Source organism: Maricaulis alexandrii, assembly GCF_005871165.1.
Taxonomy (GTDB): domain Bacteria; phylum Pseudomonadota; class Alphaproteobacteria; order Caulobacterales; family Maricaulaceae; genus Maricaulis; species Maricaulis alexandrii.
In genome coordinates this window covers 265,924-280,409 of record NZ_SWKP01000006.1, presented here as the reverse complement: position 1 = coordinate 280,409, position 14,486 = coordinate 265,924, and the positions used below count along the sequence as shown (strand labels likewise).

Here is a 14,486-nt window from a genome sequence, read left to right as displayed (position 1 = left end):
TTCCAGCATCATCATGGATTAGTCGGCAGGGGTCAGGTCTTTGAGGAAACGATTGCGCCACCAGCCGATATCCTGTTCCTCCACCACGGCCTTGAGCTTGCGCCAACGGGCCTGGCGCTCTTCCAGCGGCATGGTCAGGGCCTGGTAGATGGCGTCGGCCACCTTGAACTTGTCGTGCGGGTTCACGATCAGCGCATCGCGCAATTGCTCGGCCGCGCCGGCAAATTCGGACAGGACCAGCACGCCGGGATCCTCCTCCGGCTGCGCCATGATGAATTCCTTGGCGACCAGATTCATCCCGTCGCGAAGCGGGGTGACCAGTCCGACCCGGGCGATCCGGAACAGGCCGGCCAGCTCCTCGCGCGAATAGGAACGCGCCAGATAGCGCAGCGGAATCCAGTCCAGATCGCCGTGATCGCCATTGATGCGCCCGGCCAGCTGGTCCAGCTGGGTCCGCAATTCCTGGTATTCTTCCACCTTGGAGCGCGAGGGCGGTGCGATCTGCGTCACCGAGACCTTGCCGTCCATTTCCGGGTGGGCGTCGAACAATTGCCCGACCGCCTCGAAGCGCTGTGGCAGCCCCTTGGAATAATCCATCCGGTCGACACCGATCACCAGATGCCGGTCGCCGAGGAAGCGGCTGATCCGTTCCGCAGCCCGGTCGGCCTTCGCAGTCTGGGCGGCATCGCGGAACCCGTCCGGATCGATCCCGATCGGATAGGCGGCCACCCGTGTCGTCGATCCGAAGACGCGGATCAAATCCTCGCCCAGCTCTTCCCCGTCGAACTGGTCGACCAGATAGCGCACGAAATTGGCGCGGTCATGGGAGGACTGGAAGCCGATCACGTCATAGGCGCACATCGCCCGGGCAATCCAGTGATGCTCGGGAATGGCGCGGAACATTTCCGGCGGCGGAAAGGGGATGTGCAGGAAAAAGCCGGTCGGGCCTTCCCAGCCGGCATGGCGCAGGGCATCGCCCATCAGCAGGAAATGATAATCATGCACCCAGACCGTATCGTCACGCTGCAGACGGTTGGCGACTATGCCGGCAATGCGCTGATTGACGTCGGAATAGGTCTTGAAGGCCTCGCCATTGAAATGGGCCAGGTCGAGCCGGTAATGGAAGACCGGCCAGATCACCCGGTTGGCGTAGTTGAGATAATAATTCTCGTGTTCCTCATGGGTGAGGTCGGTGAGGACGAATTCCACCCCCTCATCGCGGAAGACATTGGCGCCGCGCGGAACGTCGTCGACCAGATTGCCGCTCCAGCCGAACCAGCTGCCGCCAGTCTCCTTGAGCGATTCCCAGACGGCGACGGCCAGACCTCCGGCGCGCGCCTTCGGGTCAGCCGCCGTACGGTTCGAAATCGCGATAAGCCGGCCCATCCTGTCTCCCTTGATAGGGGTTGTGTTTCACGACCGCCGGGGGGAAGGCAAGCCAGCGGGCTCGGCTTCCCGGACGCGGACGGGCCGCCGCCAGTCGGACAGGCTGGTTTGCTCCGATATGGGCAATCGCAGTCCGCCCAGCCGGATTTCTCCGGTCTGGCTTGACCATGACGGGACAGGTGGTGGGCTGGGCGTCGCCCGGCGGATCAGGCCGCTGCGATCAGGCCCTTGTCTTTCAGATAGGCCTGCAATTCACCCGTCTCGAACATTTCCTTGACGATGTCGCATCCGCCCACAAACTCGCCCTTGATGTAGAGTTGGGGAATGGTCGGCCAGTTGGAGAACTCCTTGATTTCCTGGCGGATACCGTCGTCCTCGAGCACATTGACGCTCTCGAAATCCACTTGGAGATGGTCCAGAACGCGGGCCACGACCGAGGAAAACCCGCACTGCGGGAAGACCGGCGTACCCTTCATGAACAGCACCACATCATTGGTGTCGATGGTGGTCTTGATCGTGTCCTGGGCCGACATGGCGTTTCTCCTGATTGGATCCTGACTGCCTAGCTAGGACGCCGCGCCTCACTCTTCAAGTGGGCACTGCCGGTCAGGCCGGCAATCCGGCCAGGCGGGCATTGGTCTCAAGATTTCCGGGGCGCGTGGTCAGACAGACCAGCGCGTCGGCCAGACCGCTTTCCAGCGCCCAGTGCAGCGCATCGGGGGCGGGCTGTCCGCGACCATCCGGCCGGGTGCCGGTAAGGCCCTGTTTCAGGCGTCGGGCCGCATACCACCAATCCCCGCGGGTGAGCGGCAGGCGCGCCACCGTGGCGGCGCCGGCCATCACCTCGATCCCGATCACGCTGAGACCCTGTTCGCGGGCCCGCCGGAGGCGGTTGCGCGCCGCATCGTCGAGCCCGTCATTGACCGGGGCCATGATTGCATCGAACACGTCCAGACCGATGGCATGGTCGAGTTCGGCGCCCCGGCCGCACACGCCGATATGGCGCAGCACACCGTGCTCCTTGAAGGCCTGCAGCCGCCGGATCAGGCGCTCATCCATTTCCGCTGCCGAGGGACCGTGGAGCAGGAGAAGATCGATATGCCCGCAGCCCATCCGGCTCAGCGAGTCCTTGAAGGACATTTCCACGGCGCCGGGCGAGAAGTCTCGTTTCTTGCCGGGATGGATGCCGGCCTTGGTGGTGACAAAGACGCGGTCGCGCGGCACGGATTTCAGAGCGTGGCCCAACCGTTTCTCCGCCTCGCCCCGCCCATAGGCCGGTCCCGTGTCGAACAGGGTCACCCCCAGTTCCACGGCCTTGCGGATCAGGGTTTCGGTCCGGTTGCGCGACAGGCCCAGACCGGCATGGGGGCCGGTGACCCCGAAGCCCAGACGGGAAAAGGCGGCGTCCTCGATCACCTCACGCGTCCGGCGTGCGGGTTTCCAGGGCGAGGGCGTGCAGCTCACCGCCCATTTTTTCGCCCAGGGCGGCATAGACCATCTGGTGCTGTTTCACGCGCAGCAGACCCTTGAAGCTCGGCGAGGTGACGACGGCCTTCCAGTGGTCATTATCCCCGGCCAGATCGGTCATCTCGACCTCGGCATCGGGAATTCCGGCCTTGATCAGGGCGACGATATCCTCGGCGGGCATGGGCATGGCGTTCTCCTGGTCCGCTCAACACACTGTGAGCCGGTGTGTTCGAGCCTTGTCTTGAATGCCGGGCGGGCCCGGTCTCATATCGTGCCAAGCTAATCATCCGCGACGCTCGGGAAAAGCCCATGAACACTGTCATTGCTGCCAAATCCGCGCCTGTCCGGGGAGGCGTCCGGGCTTGGACCTTCGCCTGTCTGGCTGCGGCCTTCATCCTCTTCGCCCCGACGGCCCTTGCCGGCGAGCAGTTCGTGGACGGGGAGGGGCGTCCCGTCGGCGGGTATGATGTCGTCTCCTACCACACCCAAGACGCGCCCGTGATGGGCGATCCGGATATCCGCGCCGACTACAATGGCGTGACCTGGTATTTTGCCAGCGAGGCCAACCGGGACGCCTTTCTGGCGCATCCGCAGCGCTATGTCCCCGCCTATGACGGGCATTGCGCCTGGGCGCTGGCCGATGGCCGCAAGGTGCGAACCGACCCGCTGGCCTACCGCGTCGTCGATGGCGTGCTCTACATGAATTTCTCGCCGCGCATCCAGCGGCGCTGGGAGGCCGATATTCCCGGCTATCTGGAACAGTCCGAAGCGCTGTGGCCCGAACTGGAAGCCGAGCCGGCGGCCCGCCCCCGGGGCGGATGGTTCTGACGACGCCACAAGTGACCGAAATTTCATTGGGTTTTGCCGGTTAAAATGGCACTCTCGCCCCTCATTTCATCGGGGGTGACCATGCGTTCCATCATTCTGTCTTTCGTTCTGGCCACCTCGCTCGGGGCCACGGCCTGCGCCACCATGCCCCGGCCCGATCCGGGATTGGATGAGGCCCAGGTTCTGGAGGACCTGCGCGTCCTTGCAGCGGATGACATGGAAGGCCGCGAAACCGGAACCGAGGGCAATGCCCGCGCCCGCGCCTATATCATCGAGCGTCTCGAGGCGCTGAATATCGAACCCGTCGGTGAAAGCTATGAGCACAGCTTCACCTTTACCTCGCGCGGGGATGGCGGCGCCGAAATGACCGGCGTAAACATCCTGGCCCGCATTCCCGGCACGATGCGCAGCGAACGCACCATGGTGGTCACCGCGCACTATGACCATGAGGGCATGCGGGGCGGGCAGGTTTGGAACGGTGCGGACGACAATGCGTCCGGTGTCGCCGGTGCGCTCGCCATTGCCGAAGCCTTCACGCACAATCCGCCGGACCATGACGTGATCATCGCCATCGTGGATGCCGAGGAAAAAGGCCTGCAGGGCGCCCGCGCCTTTGTCGCCAACCCGCCCGTCCCGCTGGAGAACATCGCCTTCAATCTCAATCTGGACATGCTCGCCATGTCCGAGGAGCGCCTTCTCTGGGTGGTCGGCACCTATCACTATCCGGCGCTGATTCCGATCGTCGAAGATGTGGCGTCCCGCGCCTCTGTCTCCATGCCGATGGGTTATGACGAACCCACCAGTGTCCCGGGCGGGGACTGGACCAATCTGACCGACAGTGGCGCGTTCCACGCTGTCGGTATCCCCTTTATCTATCTCGGCGTGGATTTTCATCCCCACTACCACCAGCCGACCGATACCTATGAGAACATGACGCTGGATTTCTACGTCGATGCTGTGCGGGCTTCTGTCGATTTCGCGCGCACGGCAGTTGTCCGTCTGCCCGTGATTGCGGACGCCGCGTCGCGTCAGGTCAAGCACCGCCATTGACACCTTGAGGTATCAAATGTAACCCTTGGGTATCAAATTGACACCCAAGGGGTTCAACATGTCTTTTCTCAATCCGAGTTCACGGGCCGAGGCGAGCGACAGTCTGGCTTTGCTTACGGCTTGCGGTACCGGCCTGGTGGCGCTGATCTATGCGTTCAAGGTTGCAGAAGCTTACGCCAGCAGCGGTTTGGCTAGCTGGCTGGATATTGTGCAGCTGGTGGGTGGGGTGCTTGTCCTTCTCGTCTTCCTGCCTCTCTTCTACTTCCTCAAGACCCGGTTTGGCGGGACAACGGTCAGTCCCTGGAAAAGTGACAGCTTCTTCGGCACCGTGCTGAAGCGCGCCGGCCTGGCGGCGTTCGGCCTTGTTCTGATGAGCATGATCATCCTGACGACGATGGACCGCCTTGTGCTGGCCAATGTCACGCCCGAGGTCCTGCTCGATGCGCTGATTGCCCTCGCTCTAATCGGGTTTTCCGCCAGTTTCTTCCTGCTTGGACGAGACATGGGAGAGGGCTGCGACACCGCATGAGTGCTGCCCTGAACAACCGGATCCGCGTTCTACGGGCCGAACATCAGCTCAGCCAGTCGCAGCTGGCGGAAGCGATCGAAGTTTCGCGCAAAACGATCTCGACGATCGAGGTCGGCCGTTTTGTGCCGTCCACCATTATCGCCTTGAAGCTGGCCCGCTTCTTCAACGTCCCGGTTGAACAAGTGTTTTCCTTGCCGGACGGTGACGCGTCAGCCTGAGCTTTCGCAGGGCCACCGGGTGTCAGGTTTTCGCCACGGCCAAATGGTCAACCTGGTCACCCAGGAAGATCTCCTTCCAGGTCAGGAAAGCCTGCGTCCAGTCTGCTTTCGCGCTCTCCGCCGGGGCATGGGCAGCGACATGGCGGGTCCAGGAGGTCATGCCGGCGGCATAGGTGCGGCACTGGCTGCAATCCACATTCGGATTGCCGCACTTTTCCGGACTGGCCTCACGGCCGATCTGGAAATGCCGGTGCCAGGGATCGGTGCGGAAGGAGCAATCCTCGGCAATCCCGTCCGCATCCAGCGTGTAGGGGCTGGTCGGTCCGGTGACCCAGCGGTCATAGTCGAGTGAATAGAGCACCGTGTCCGGGTAGGCCTGCATCAGCCGGATCAGCTCGGCGCGCGCTGCCGCGAAGTCCGATGCCTCCAGCATCAGATTGTCATCGGCATTGGAGAAGCGGAAATAGGCGTCATCATTGGAGGCCGCTTCCTGCAGCTTTTTCAGATAATCGCTGGTCGCGCTGAAATAGTTGAAGGTGATCCGGACCCCGGCCTCGTGGCAGGCCTGCACCGCCTGCTCGATCTCGCCGATATTGCGGCGGTGGATCGTGTAGACGAAGAGCGCCCGGCCATCCCCGGCATAATTGCGCAGGGCCTTGGCATTCACATTGGCGCCGCGGGCCAGGCCGGAACTCTCATCCGCCCCCCACATGGAAATATGGATGCGATAGCGGATGTCCTCGGGAATGCGCCGCGTCCCGTTCGAAAAGATCATGCCATAGGGGATATGGCGGGTGGCCAGGCGCAGGCGCTCGGGCACCAGGGAGGGTTCCGCGCCGGCCAGATAGGCGTAGTTGATCCCGTCCTCGGCCTGGCCCCGGAAGAAGGCCTCCCAATCACCCAGCTCGCTCCGGTCTTCCTGGATGTTCGAGCGGTCGCCGGAGAAATAGAAACAGCCCTCGCAATTGAGATTGCAGGTCGAGGAAATGTCATAGCCGGTCGTGCGCAGGCTGCGGGCCAGGCGCAGCAGGCCGATCATGTCGCGGCGATAATCGGTGGGCTGCCGGGAGGCCGGCTGGACGGACAGGGTGACAGTCATGACGCGGGTTCCGGTTCCAGCTGGGCGGTGAAGGAGAAGCCCTGGCTCAGCAGGGTGGTGAAGACATCATGGCGGCCATGGTCTGAGACCGGGTTGAGGCACACGGTGGCAAAACCGGCCAGGTCCTCGGCGTGAGCACGGTCCTCCCGGCTGTCTTCGCTGAAATACAAATTGAGACGCGGCGCGCCGGTCAGTTCGGCCAGCACCTCCCGCACCGGGCGGGTGAAGTCGGCCTCGGTGGCCCGGCGCTCGGTCAGGCGCGCGACGACCGGTACCCGTTGGTCGCCGAGGGCTTGCATGTCGGCCGGTCGGGCAACCGTGCCGCCAGAAAAGGAGAACAGGGCGTCCGCGCCCAGGGCGAGCCCATAGCGAAGGCTGGCATAGCCGCCGCCGGACATGCCGATCGTGACAAGCTGGCGGGCCTCTTCCTGTGCCAGCAGATCGCGAAGCGCGGCGACTGTTGCGTCGGCCGTCGCGCCCAGTGACTTGATCCCGCAAGTGAAGGCGCAGCGGCTGTAATCGCGCAGGAAGATCATCTGGAAGCCCTGACGGGCCAGGATACCGTCCAGAAAGCGCACCGGCATGCCGGCTGCGCGGTCGGCCAGGCTGGAAAAGACGAGGGCGACCCGTCCGGACGGGTCGCGTTCGGAGACGAGGCAGTCGCCGCGCTGATCCTGCAGCAGGGCGCGCCGGGGCGCGGGCAGGGGCGAGAGGGCACGGATCAGGTCGAGGGTCTCGCTGACCCGTCCGGTCACTGTTTCCGGGCGGGGCCGGTCGAGAAAGGCTGTCAGCCCGTCGGCGGCGGTGTCGTATTCACCTTTCAGAGCGCTCCACAGGGCCTGTTCCAGCTGGGTCATCTCGTCTGGAGCGAGCGGGTCGTGCTTGGGGGCCTTGCGCTCCGGACGCAGGAGTTTCAGCGCCCAGTCCCGGGCTGCGGCCCTGTCCGGATCTGCCTCCGCGACCGGCGTGGTGTCCGGGGCTGGCGTGGCGGATATCGGCCGGTCCCTGCGTGTGTTGGGGGCGAACACGTCCAGGGCGTGACCCGCCACGGTCAGCTCCGGCAGGTCCGGTGTCAGCGACTCCAGCGCAGCCAGCATATGGCGCGCGGTGCGGCAGGCCTCGGCTTCGATCAGCCAGCGCGTGATCAGCGGAATGTGTGCGGCCGGACCGGGATGAAGCTCGGCATGGATCTGCAGCGCCTTGATGCCGCCGCTCAGCTCGCCACACATGAATCGCGCGAAGGCCACGCGCAGCCAGGGGGCTGCCTCAAGCGCCCCGGGAAAGGCCTGCAGCTCCGGTGTCAGCGTGGCGAGCTTTTCCCAGTCCCGGCGGGTCCAGTGAAGCGCCAGGAAAAAGCGGTCTGACTGGGTGTGGGGCAGGCCGCGAGCGCAGGCATCGTCATAGGCGGTCCGCGCCGCATCGGCCTCGCCCTGTTCCGCGAGCAGAAGCGCGAGGCGGAAGGCCGGACCGTGCGCCTTGGGAAACTGGTCCGTGCAGAGGCGCAGAAGCTGGATGAAGGTCGGCGTATCCAGTTGCGGTTTGAAGGATCGCAGCCGGGCATCGGCCTCGCTCCAGCTGTCCGCAGACCGGATCTGCTCCAGGAAGGCGGCGAGAGTAGCGTCATCGACCGGGGCCGGATCGGTCACAGGCCTGTTGTCGTTGCGCGCGGCCTTGGCCGTGCGCCGGTTCGGCACGTCCTGCGATGATCCGATATTCGCCACCCGTCTCCCCTTTTGCAGTGGTCAGCAATCTCTTGGTTGCTGATCCACACAGGACCTTAGGGTGTGTCGAAAGTCGGTGCAATGAAAGCGGGCCCGGAGACCCGATGCCGGGCCTATTCGGCCGCTTCCACCAGCTTGTCCATCAGACCGGGCATCCAGCCTTCCCAGGCCGCGCGCAGGCGGTCCAGTTCCAGCGGATGGGCGCCATTGACGGTGATCGCCGTGCCGCCGGCGAGGCCGACGACCTGGACCGGGACCTCTTCCGCTTTGGCATCCTGCAGGATGGCGATGGCATCTTCCTTCTCCGCCGCGAGCAGGTAGCGGGCCTGATCTTCGCCGAACAGGAAACCGTGCATCGGCACGGTGGATTCCGGTTCATGGGCCAGCTTGATGCCGCAATCGGAGGCCAGTGCCATGTCGGCAGCACCACAGGCCAGACCGCCATCGGACAGGTCGTGACAGGCTGTCAGGCGGCCGGCGCGGATCTGGCCGCGGACGAAATCGCCGTGCAGCTTTTCCGTCTTGAGGTCGACCAGCGGCGCGCCGCCATCTTCGCGACCCTCGATCTCCTTGAGATAGACCGAAGCGCCCATGGCACCATTCGTCTCACCGACCACGAGGAGGATATTGCCCTCCTTCATGCCGCCGAAACCGGCGCGCTGGTCCATGTCCGGGATCAGGCCGACACCGCCCACGGCCGGGGTCGGCGGAATGGCGACGCCATTGGTCTCGTTATAGAGGCTCACATTGCCCGACACGACCGGGAAGGAGAGCACATCACAGGCTTCCGCCATGCCTTCGATACAGCCGACGAACTGGCCCATGATCTCTTCGCGTTCCGGATTGCCGAAGTTGAGGCAGTCGGTGATGGCGATCGGATCGGCGCCGGTGGCGGTGAGGTTCCGCCAGGCTTCCGCCACGGCCTGCTTGCCACCTTCATACGGGTCGGCAAAGCAATAGCGCGGCGTGCAGTCCGTGGTGATGGCCAGGGCCTTCTTGGTGCCGTGCACACGCACGATGGCGGCGTCCGACGGATCCTCCGAGGAGGCCGCCGTATCGGCCATCACGTGGCGGTCATACTGTTTCCAGATCCAGGCCTTCGACGCCATGTCCGGGCTGGACATCAGCTTCAGCAGGATGTCGCCCATATGGTCCGGCTTGGCGATGTCCTTGGCATTGAGCTGGGCGCGCGCTTCCGGCGGGAAATAGGGGCGCTCATATTTCGGCGCATCATCGGCCAGCGGGGCGACCGGGATGTCGCACACGGTCTCGCCCTTGTGCGTCAGCACCATGCGGCCACTGTCCGTGGTCTCGCCGATCACCGCGACGTCCAGTTCCCATTTCTTGAAGATGTCGTAGGCGACGTCCTCGCGGCCCGGCTTCATGATGACCAGCATGCGCTCCTGGCTTTCCGAGAGCATCATTTCATAGGCCGTCATGTGGGATTCGCGCTGGGGCACCTTGTCCATGTCCAGATGGATGCCGATCCCGCCCTTGTCCGCCATCTCCACGGAGGAGGAGGTCAGGCCGGCCGCGCCCATGTCCTGGATGGCGGCGATTGCATCGGTCGCCATCAGTTCCAGACAGGCTTCGATCAGCTTCTTCTCGACGAAGGGGTCACCCACCTGCACGGTCGGGCGCTTTTCTTCCGACTGGTCGTCGAACTCGGCCGAAGCCATGGTCGCGCCATGGATGCCGTCACGTCCGGTCTTGGAGCCGACATAGACGATCGGCTGGCCCGGCTCGGCGCCGCGCGCATAGAAGATATTGTCCGTGTCCGCGAGGCCGACGGCCATCGCATTGACCAGGATATTGCCATTATAGCCGGCGTGGAAATTGGTCTCGCCGCCCACTGTGGGCACACCGACGCAATTGCCGTATCCGCCGATCCCGGCCACCACGCCGGAGACCAGGTGCGTGGTCTTGGCATGGTCCGGCGCCCCAAAGCGCAGCGCATTCATCAGCGCCACCGGGCGCGCGCCCATGGTGAAGACGTCGCGCAGGATACCGCCCACACCCGTCGCCGCACCCTGATAGGGCTCGATGTAAGACGGGTGGTTATGGCTCTCCATCTTGAAGATACAGGCCTGGCCATCACCGATATCGATCACACCGGCATTCTCGCCCGGCCCCTGGATCACCTTCTCGCCCGAGGTCGGGAATTTGCCCAGATGCGCGCGCGAGGATTTGTAGGAACAATGCTCCGACCACATGACCGAGAAAATGCCCAGCTCGACCATGTTCGGGGCACGCCCCAGACGCTCGAGAATGACAGCATATTCCTCGTCATTGATGCCGTGTTCCTTGACGATCTCGGCGGTGATGCCTTCGGCGTATTGGGTCATGGGTTCAGTCCGCAAAAGTGAAGCGGAGAGCGCGTTGCTCTCGGAAAAGAGAGGCCTCGCGAAGCATTTCTAATGCTTCGGTCGATCCGTTTGTGATTGTGCGTTGGGCTCGGGCAAGCTCAACAGCTTGAATAGCCAGCATCATCGAGCTTTGAGTGGTGATATTGGGAATGAGGAGGTACTGCGTTTCCCAATCCAACGCGCCCTCGACGCGAGTGGATGCGTGTACCCGGTCCAGCGCGTCAGCGAGTTGTGACGCTTCCAAGCCGTTGTACCAGCTGGTGCATTCTTCCTGCACAGCATCGACGGTCGTGGCCTGGCACTGAAAGGCAATGAAAGGTTCGCCCGTCGAGATATCAACAAACACAGCGGTTACGGAGCCAAATGCCGATTCACGATCATCGATGATGACGCGCTCATCGGAACCGTCGCCGTCTATGTCGAAGACCTGTCCATCCACAATATTGGCGTTGATGCTGGGTGTTGAACGGCTGTCCTGCCCCAACATGGTCACGCTATAGCTGCCGTCATCTGCGATTTCGATCAGCGTGCAGGGCGCTTCACACACATCGACAGCGTGTGAAGTGGTTGCCAGCAGGGCCATCACGAAAACCGCAGCAGAGGTCACCTATGCACTCCCCAGCAGGCTCTCAAACAGTTTCAGCCCGTCCGTGCCGCCATGATTGGCGTCCACGGCGCGTTCCGGGTGGGGCATCATGCCCATGACATTGCCCTGCTCATTCGTGATGCCGGCAATGTCGCGAGCCGAGCCGTTCGGGTTGTTGCCATAGCGGAAGACCACCTGGCCTTCGCCCTCGATCCGGTCGAGCGTGTCGGCATCGGCAAAGTAATTGCCGTCATGGTGGGCGATCGGCACGATCAGCTCGGCGCCGCCCTCATAATGCGAGGTGAAGCGCGTATTGGCGTTCTCGACCTTCAGCTTGGCCTTCTCGCAGACGAATTTCAGGCCCGCATTGCGCATCAGAGCCCCCGGCAGGAGACCGCTCTCGGTGAGGATCTGGAAGCCATTGCACACGCCCAGCACCGGTGCGCCCGTCGCGGCATGGGCCACGATCGCCGGCATGATTGCCGAGCGCGAGGCCATGGCGCCGCAGCGCAGATAGTCGCCATAGGAAAACCCGCCCGGCACCATGATGAATTCGGTGCCCTCGGGCAGGTCGCTTTCCTGGTGCCAGACCATGGCCGGCTTGTGACCCGTGACCTTCTCGATCGCGTCGTGGGCATCACGATCGCAATTGGAGCCCGGGAAGACGATGACGGCAGATTTCATGTCGGCGGATCTCCGCTCTATTCCAGCTCGATCGAGTAGCTCTCGATCACCGGGTTGGAGAGGAGTTTGCTGCACATCTCGTCGACGCGCTTGCGGGCGGTGTCGGCGTCATCGCCGGTCAGGTCCAGCTCGATCAGCTTGCCCTGGCGGGCCGCGGTGACTTCGTCATACCCCATATTGTGCAGGGCACCGGCAACGGCCGCCCCCTGGGGATCAAGAACACCGGGTTTCAGATAGACGTGGATCTTGGCTTTCACGGGCTCGACTCGCTGTCTGGACGTGGATTTCGCCCTGCATAAAGCCAAGGGGGCTTTCACGCAATTGACCGCGCCCTGATTATCAGCAGGGCAGGCTTGCGGTGGGGGCAACAAAAAAGGCGCCACCCTCCGGCAGCGCCTTCTTCAATGACTGGCAGCCAGCCTACTTGCCGACCTCGTCCTTGGCCGGGGCCTGGCCGCTTTCCTTCATGATGCCCAGGCGTTTGGCGACTTCGGCATAGGCCTCGGTGACATTGCCCAGATCCTGGCGAAAGCGGTCCTTGTCCATCTTCTCATTGCTGTCCATGTCCCACAGGCGGCAACTGTCCGGGCTGATCTCGTCAGCCAGCACAGTGCGCACCATGTCGCCCTCGTAATAGCGGCCGAATTCCAGCTTGAAGTCGACCAGGCGGATGCCGGCGGCCGAGAACAGGCCCGACAGGAAATCATTGATCCGCAGCGCCATGGCCATCATGTCGTCGATCTCCTGGGTCGAAGCCCAGTTGAACGCCGTGATGTGCTCTTCCGACACCATCGGATCGCCCAGCTCGTCCTTCTTGTAATAATACTCGACGATGGAGCGCGGCAGTTGCTCGCCTTCCTCGATGCCGAGACGCTTGGAGATCGAACCGGCGGCGACATTGCGCACCACGACTTCCAGCGGAATGATGTCGACCTGGCGCACGAGCTGTTCGCGCATGTTCAGGCGTTTGATGAAATGCGTCGGAATGCCGATCCGGCCGAGGCCGAGCATGATGTACTCGGAGATCCGGTTGTTCAGCACACCCTTGCCTTCCAGCGTCGCCTTTTTCTGGGCGTTGAAGGCGGTGGCGTCGTCCTTGAAATACTGGACGATGGTTCCCGGCTCGGGACCCTCGTAAAGGATCTTGGCCTTGCCTTCATAGATCATCTTGCGGCGGGACATGGGCGGATGCTCCGGCAGGGCCTGGGGCGTTCGGGGCCTCAGGCCGGTAAAAAGCGCGGCGCGGCCCGAATCGAATTCCGGACCGCGCATCGAAGGGGGAAAATACGGTGTGCCGCGTCCCTCTGCAACGCTTTGCGGCGGTGCGGCACACTGATCAGCGTGAAAGATTGATTTAGCCCGTCGGGCAAGCTAGTCACACCAACAGACAAACATCGCCAAGGAGGCACCCATGTCGGGTCTGGACGATCGCGAAAAAGGCTATGAGAACAAGTACGCGCACGATCAGGAGATCGAGTTCAAGGCGAATGCGCGCCGCAACAAGCTGCTGGGTCTCTGGGCCGCCGAGCAGATGGGCCTGGACGGTGAAGCCGCCGCTGAATACGCCAAGTCCGTTGTGATCGCGGATTTCGAGGAAGCCGGCGACGAAGACGTGTTCCGCAAGATCCGCGGCGATTTCGATGCCAAGGGCGTCGATCTGTCCGACCATCTCCTGCGCAAGGAAATGGACGAACTCCTCGCCAAGGCCCGCCAGCAGATCCAGTCCGAAGGCTAGGATTGACGGATATACGATACGAAAAAGCCCCGGCCTCGCCGGGGCTTTTTTGTTGGGTTCAGGCCGGGCTGGTTGCGTCTGAGTGTGCGGCGGCTTCCTTCAGAAATTTTCTGTATTGCTGCAGTGTTGTGGCGGCGATGGCCCAGAACGCAACCAGAATTATGTTCAGGGCAATGACGAACGCCAGACTTATCGTGAAGTTCTCGAAACCTTCCAATATTGCGCGCCCTGCCGGGCTGCCATGCAAAGCCAGCGCGATAAATGCGGCTATGTACGAGCCTCGATAGGCACTCCACATCAGAAGGCCCATCACGAGTGTGACCGCAGCGACGATCGCGACTTGCACTTGCACAGACAGCACTTCTGTTGGGGTTAAAAGGCCGAAGGCCGCAAGGCTTCCTTGAAAGGCTAATACGGCGATTGTTAGCCAGATGGCCGGCATAACGGCGCGGCGGGCACTTGTGAGGTGGCGTGGGTCCGGACGGTACCAGGGACGCGTTGTATCCAACGGCGGGACCAACGACTGCACGGCTGGTGGAGCCGGCGCTTCTTGCTGCTGCTCGGCTTTTGGAAGCTTTGCGGGGACGGATACTCGTGGTGTCTCATCGACAGAGAGGGGCGAACGTGCCGACGCGACGGGCGCGGCTTCAAACGCCTCTTGAGCTGCGTCGGCTTCGGAAAGTCCACGATCCAGCGCGGCCAGATAGCGGCGTTCCAGCGGATTGGGCGTGACAATGCCGGCTTTTATTTCTGCAATGCGCTCTGCGGAAGGCAAGCGTGGGCTCATCAAGACAAGTCTCCCCCATGACGCGTCAGT

General features: G+C 63.0%; 17 protein-coding genes. 5 read left to right on the top strand and 12 right to left on the bottom strand.

What is annotated here, in order from left to right; genetic code table 11:
• Positions 1–18: 18 nt before the first annotated feature.
• The 4 genes from FCS99_RS07715 to FCS99_RS07700 all read right to left on the bottom strand — a co-directional run bounded on the left by FCS99_RS07715 (position 19) and on the right by FCS99_RS07700 (position 3,040).
• Positions 19–1,386 carry an alpha,alpha-trehalose-phosphate synthase (UDP-forming) gene (locus tag FCS99_RS07715; protein ID WP_138511498.1) on the bottom strand — a complete coding sequence of 456 codons (1,368 nt, stop codon included), beginning with the start codon at positions 1,384–1,386 and terminating at the stop codon, positions 19–21.
• A 206-nt stretch (positions 1,387–1,592) separates the two neighbouring features.
• Positions 1,593–1,919: a Grx4 family monothiol glutaredoxin gene (gene grxD, locus FCS99_RS07710; protein ID WP_138511497.1), complete on the bottom strand. Its 327-nt coding sequence runs from the start codon at positions 1,917–1,919 to the stop codon at positions 1,593–1,595.
• Positions 1,920–1,992: 73 nt separating this feature from the next.
• Positions 1,993–2,802 (bottom strand): aldo/keto reductase, encoded by an 810-nt coding sequence (locus tag FCS99_RS07705; protein ID WP_171036284.1) that lies wholly within the window; start codon positions 2,800–2,802, stop codon positions 1,993–1,995.
• Position 2,803: 1 nt separating this feature from the next.
• Positions 2,804–3,040 carry a BolA family protein gene (locus FCS99_RS07700; RefSeq protein WP_138511495.1) on the bottom strand — a complete coding sequence of 79 codons (237 nt, stop codon included), beginning with the start codon at positions 3,038–3,040 and terminating at the stop codon, positions 2,804–2,806.
• Positions 3,041–3,162: 122 nt separating this feature from the next.
• Here FCS99_RS07700 and FCS99_RS07695 point away from each other — a divergent pair, with 122 nt between their 5' ends.
• From FCS99_RS07695 to FCS99_RS07680, 4 genes are all read left to right on the top strand, one after another.
• The gene (locus FCS99_RS07695) at positions 3,163–3,681 is read left to right on the top strand and encodes a YHS domain-containing (seleno)protein (RefSeq protein WP_138511494.1); all 519 of its coding nucleotides are present in this window, start codon (positions 3,163–3,165) and stop codon (positions 3,679–3,681) included.
• A gap of 81 nt (positions 3,682–3,762) precedes the next feature.
• Entirely contained in the window at positions 3,763–4,731 is a 969-nt protein-coding gene (locus FCS99_RS07690; protein ID WP_138511493.1) for a M20/M25/M40 family metallo-hydrolase, read from the top strand.
• A gap of 58 nt (positions 4,732–4,789) precedes the next feature.
• Positions 4,790–5,260, top strand: a complete 471-nt coding sequence (locus FCS99_RS07685; protein ID WP_138511492.1) for a hypothetical protein — start codon at positions 4,790–4,792, stop codon at positions 5,258–5,260.
• Positions 5,257–5,478 carry a helix-turn-helix transcriptional regulator gene (locus tag FCS99_RS07680; protein ID WP_138511491.1) on the top strand — a complete coding sequence of 74 codons (222 nt, stop codon included), beginning with the start codon at positions 5,257–5,259 and terminating at the stop codon, positions 5,476–5,478. The genes FCS99_RS07685 and FCS99_RS07680 overlap by 4 nt, the downstream gene beginning before the upstream one ends.
• Positions 5,479–5,500: 22 nt before the next feature.
• Here the strand turns inward: FCS99_RS07680 and FCS99_RS07675 are convergent, their stop codons facing one another.
• From FCS99_RS07675 to purC, 7 genes are all read right to left on the bottom strand, one after another.
• Entirely contained in the window at positions 5,501–6,577 is a 1,077-nt protein-coding gene (locus FCS99_RS07675; protein ID WP_138511490.1) for a hypothetical protein, read from the bottom strand.
• Positions 6,574–8,298, bottom strand: a complete 1,725-nt coding sequence (locus FCS99_RS07670) for a hypothetical protein (RefSeq protein WP_138511489.1) — start codon at positions 8,296–8,298, stop codon at positions 6,574–6,576. Before FCS99_RS07670 ends, FCS99_RS07675 begins: the two co-directional genes overlap by 4 nt.
• Positions 8,299–8,411: 113 nt before the next feature.
• On the bottom strand, positions 8,412–10,643 hold the full coding sequence (gene purL / locus FCS99_RS07665) for a phosphoribosylformylglycinamidine synthase subunit PurL (protein ID WP_138511488.1): 2,232 nt from the start codon (positions 10,641–10,643) through the stop codon (positions 8,412–8,414).
• 4 nt (positions 10,644–10,647) lie between these two features.
• The gene (locus tag FCS99_RS07660; RefSeq protein WP_138511487.1) at positions 10,648–11,271 is read right to left on the bottom strand and encodes a hypothetical protein; all 624 of its coding nucleotides are present in this window, start codon (positions 11,269–11,271) and stop codon (positions 10,648–10,650) included.
• Complete coding sequence (gene purQ, locus FCS99_RS07655; protein WP_138511486.1) at positions 11,272–11,934, bottom strand: phosphoribosylformylglycinamidine synthase subunit PurQ; 663 nt, start codon at positions 11,932–11,934, stop codon at positions 11,272–11,274.
• 17 nt (positions 11,935–11,951) lie between these two features.
• Positions 11,952–12,191: a phosphoribosylformylglycinamidine synthase subunit PurS gene (gene purS / locus FCS99_RS07650; RefSeq protein WP_138511485.1), complete on the bottom strand. Its 240-nt coding sequence runs from the start codon at positions 12,189–12,191 to the stop codon at positions 11,952–11,954.
• A 163-nt stretch (positions 12,192–12,354) separates the two neighbouring features.
• A complete protein-coding gene (purC, locus tag FCS99_RS07645) occupies positions 12,355–13,116 on the bottom strand; it encodes a phosphoribosylaminoimidazolesuccinocarboxamide synthase (protein ID WP_138511484.1) in 762 nt (253 codons plus the stop codon).
• 229 nt (positions 13,117–13,345) lie between these two features.
• Between purC and FCS99_RS07640 the strand changes: the two genes are divergently transcribed.
• Positions 13,346–13,669 (top strand): DUF1476 domain-containing protein, encoded by a 324-nt coding sequence (locus FCS99_RS07640; RefSeq protein WP_138511483.1) that lies wholly within the window; start codon positions 13,346–13,348, stop codon positions 13,667–13,669.
• A 58-nt stretch (positions 13,670–13,727) separates the two neighbouring features.
• Here FCS99_RS07640 and FCS99_RS07635 read toward each other — a convergent pair whose 3' ends face one another.
• Complete coding sequence (locus FCS99_RS07635) at positions 13,728–14,456, bottom strand: hypothetical protein (RefSeq protein ID WP_138511482.1); 729 nt, start codon at positions 14,454–14,456, stop codon at positions 13,728–13,730.
• Positions 14,457–14,486 lie beyond the last annotated feature (30 nt).

Bases quoted from the DNA above. Each gene is read 5' to 3' on its own strand.
- FCS99_RS07715 (WP_138511498.1), bottom strand. From the start codon at position 1,386: ATGGGCCGGCTTATCGCGATTTCGAACCGTACGGCGGCTGACCCGAAG.
- grxD (WP_138511497.1), bottom strand. From the start codon at position 1,919: ATGTCGGCCCAGGACACGATCAAGACCACCATCGACACCAATGATGTG.
- FCS99_RS07700 (WP_138511495.1), bottom strand. From the start codon at position 3,040: ATGCCCATGCCCGCCGAGGATATCGTCGCCCTGATCAAGGCCGGAATT.
- FCS99_RS07695 (WP_138511494.1), top strand. From the start codon at position 3,163: ATGAACACTGTCATTGCTGCCAAATCCGCGCCTGTCCGGGGAGGCGTC.
- FCS99_RS07690 (WP_138511493.1), top strand. From the start codon at position 3,763: ATGCGTTCCATCATTCTGTCTTTCGTTCTGGCCACCTCGCTCGGGGCC.
- FCS99_RS07685 (WP_138511492.1), top strand. From the start codon at position 4,790: ATGTCTTTTCTCAATCCGAGTTCACGGGCCGAGGCGAGCGACAGTCTG.
- FCS99_RS07680 (WP_138511491.1), top strand. From the start codon at position 5,257: ATGAGTGCTGCCCTGAACAACCGGATCCGCGTTCTACGGGCCGAACAT.
- FCS99_RS07675 (WP_138511490.1), bottom strand. From the start codon at position 6,577: ATGACTGTCACCCTGTCCGTCCAGCCGGCCTCCCGGCAGCCCACCGAT.
- purL (WP_138511488.1), bottom strand. From the start codon at position 10,643: ATGACCCAATACGCCGAAGGCATCACCGCCGAGATCGTCAAGGAACAC.
- purQ (WP_138511486.1), bottom strand. From the start codon at position 11,934: ATGAAATCTGCCGTCATCGTCTTCCCGGGCTCCAATTGCGATCGTGAT.
- purC (WP_138511484.1), bottom strand. From the start codon at position 13,116: ATGTCCCGCCGCAAGATGATCTATGAAGGCAAGGCCAAGATCCTTTAC.
- FCS99_RS07640 (WP_138511483.1), top strand. From the start codon at position 13,346: ATGTCGGGTCTGGACGATCGCGAAAAAGGCTATGAGAACAAGTACGCG.
- FCS99_RS07635 (WP_138511482.1), bottom strand. From the start codon at position 14,456: ATGAGCCCACGCTTGCCTTCCGCAGAGCGCATTGCAGAAATAAAAGCC.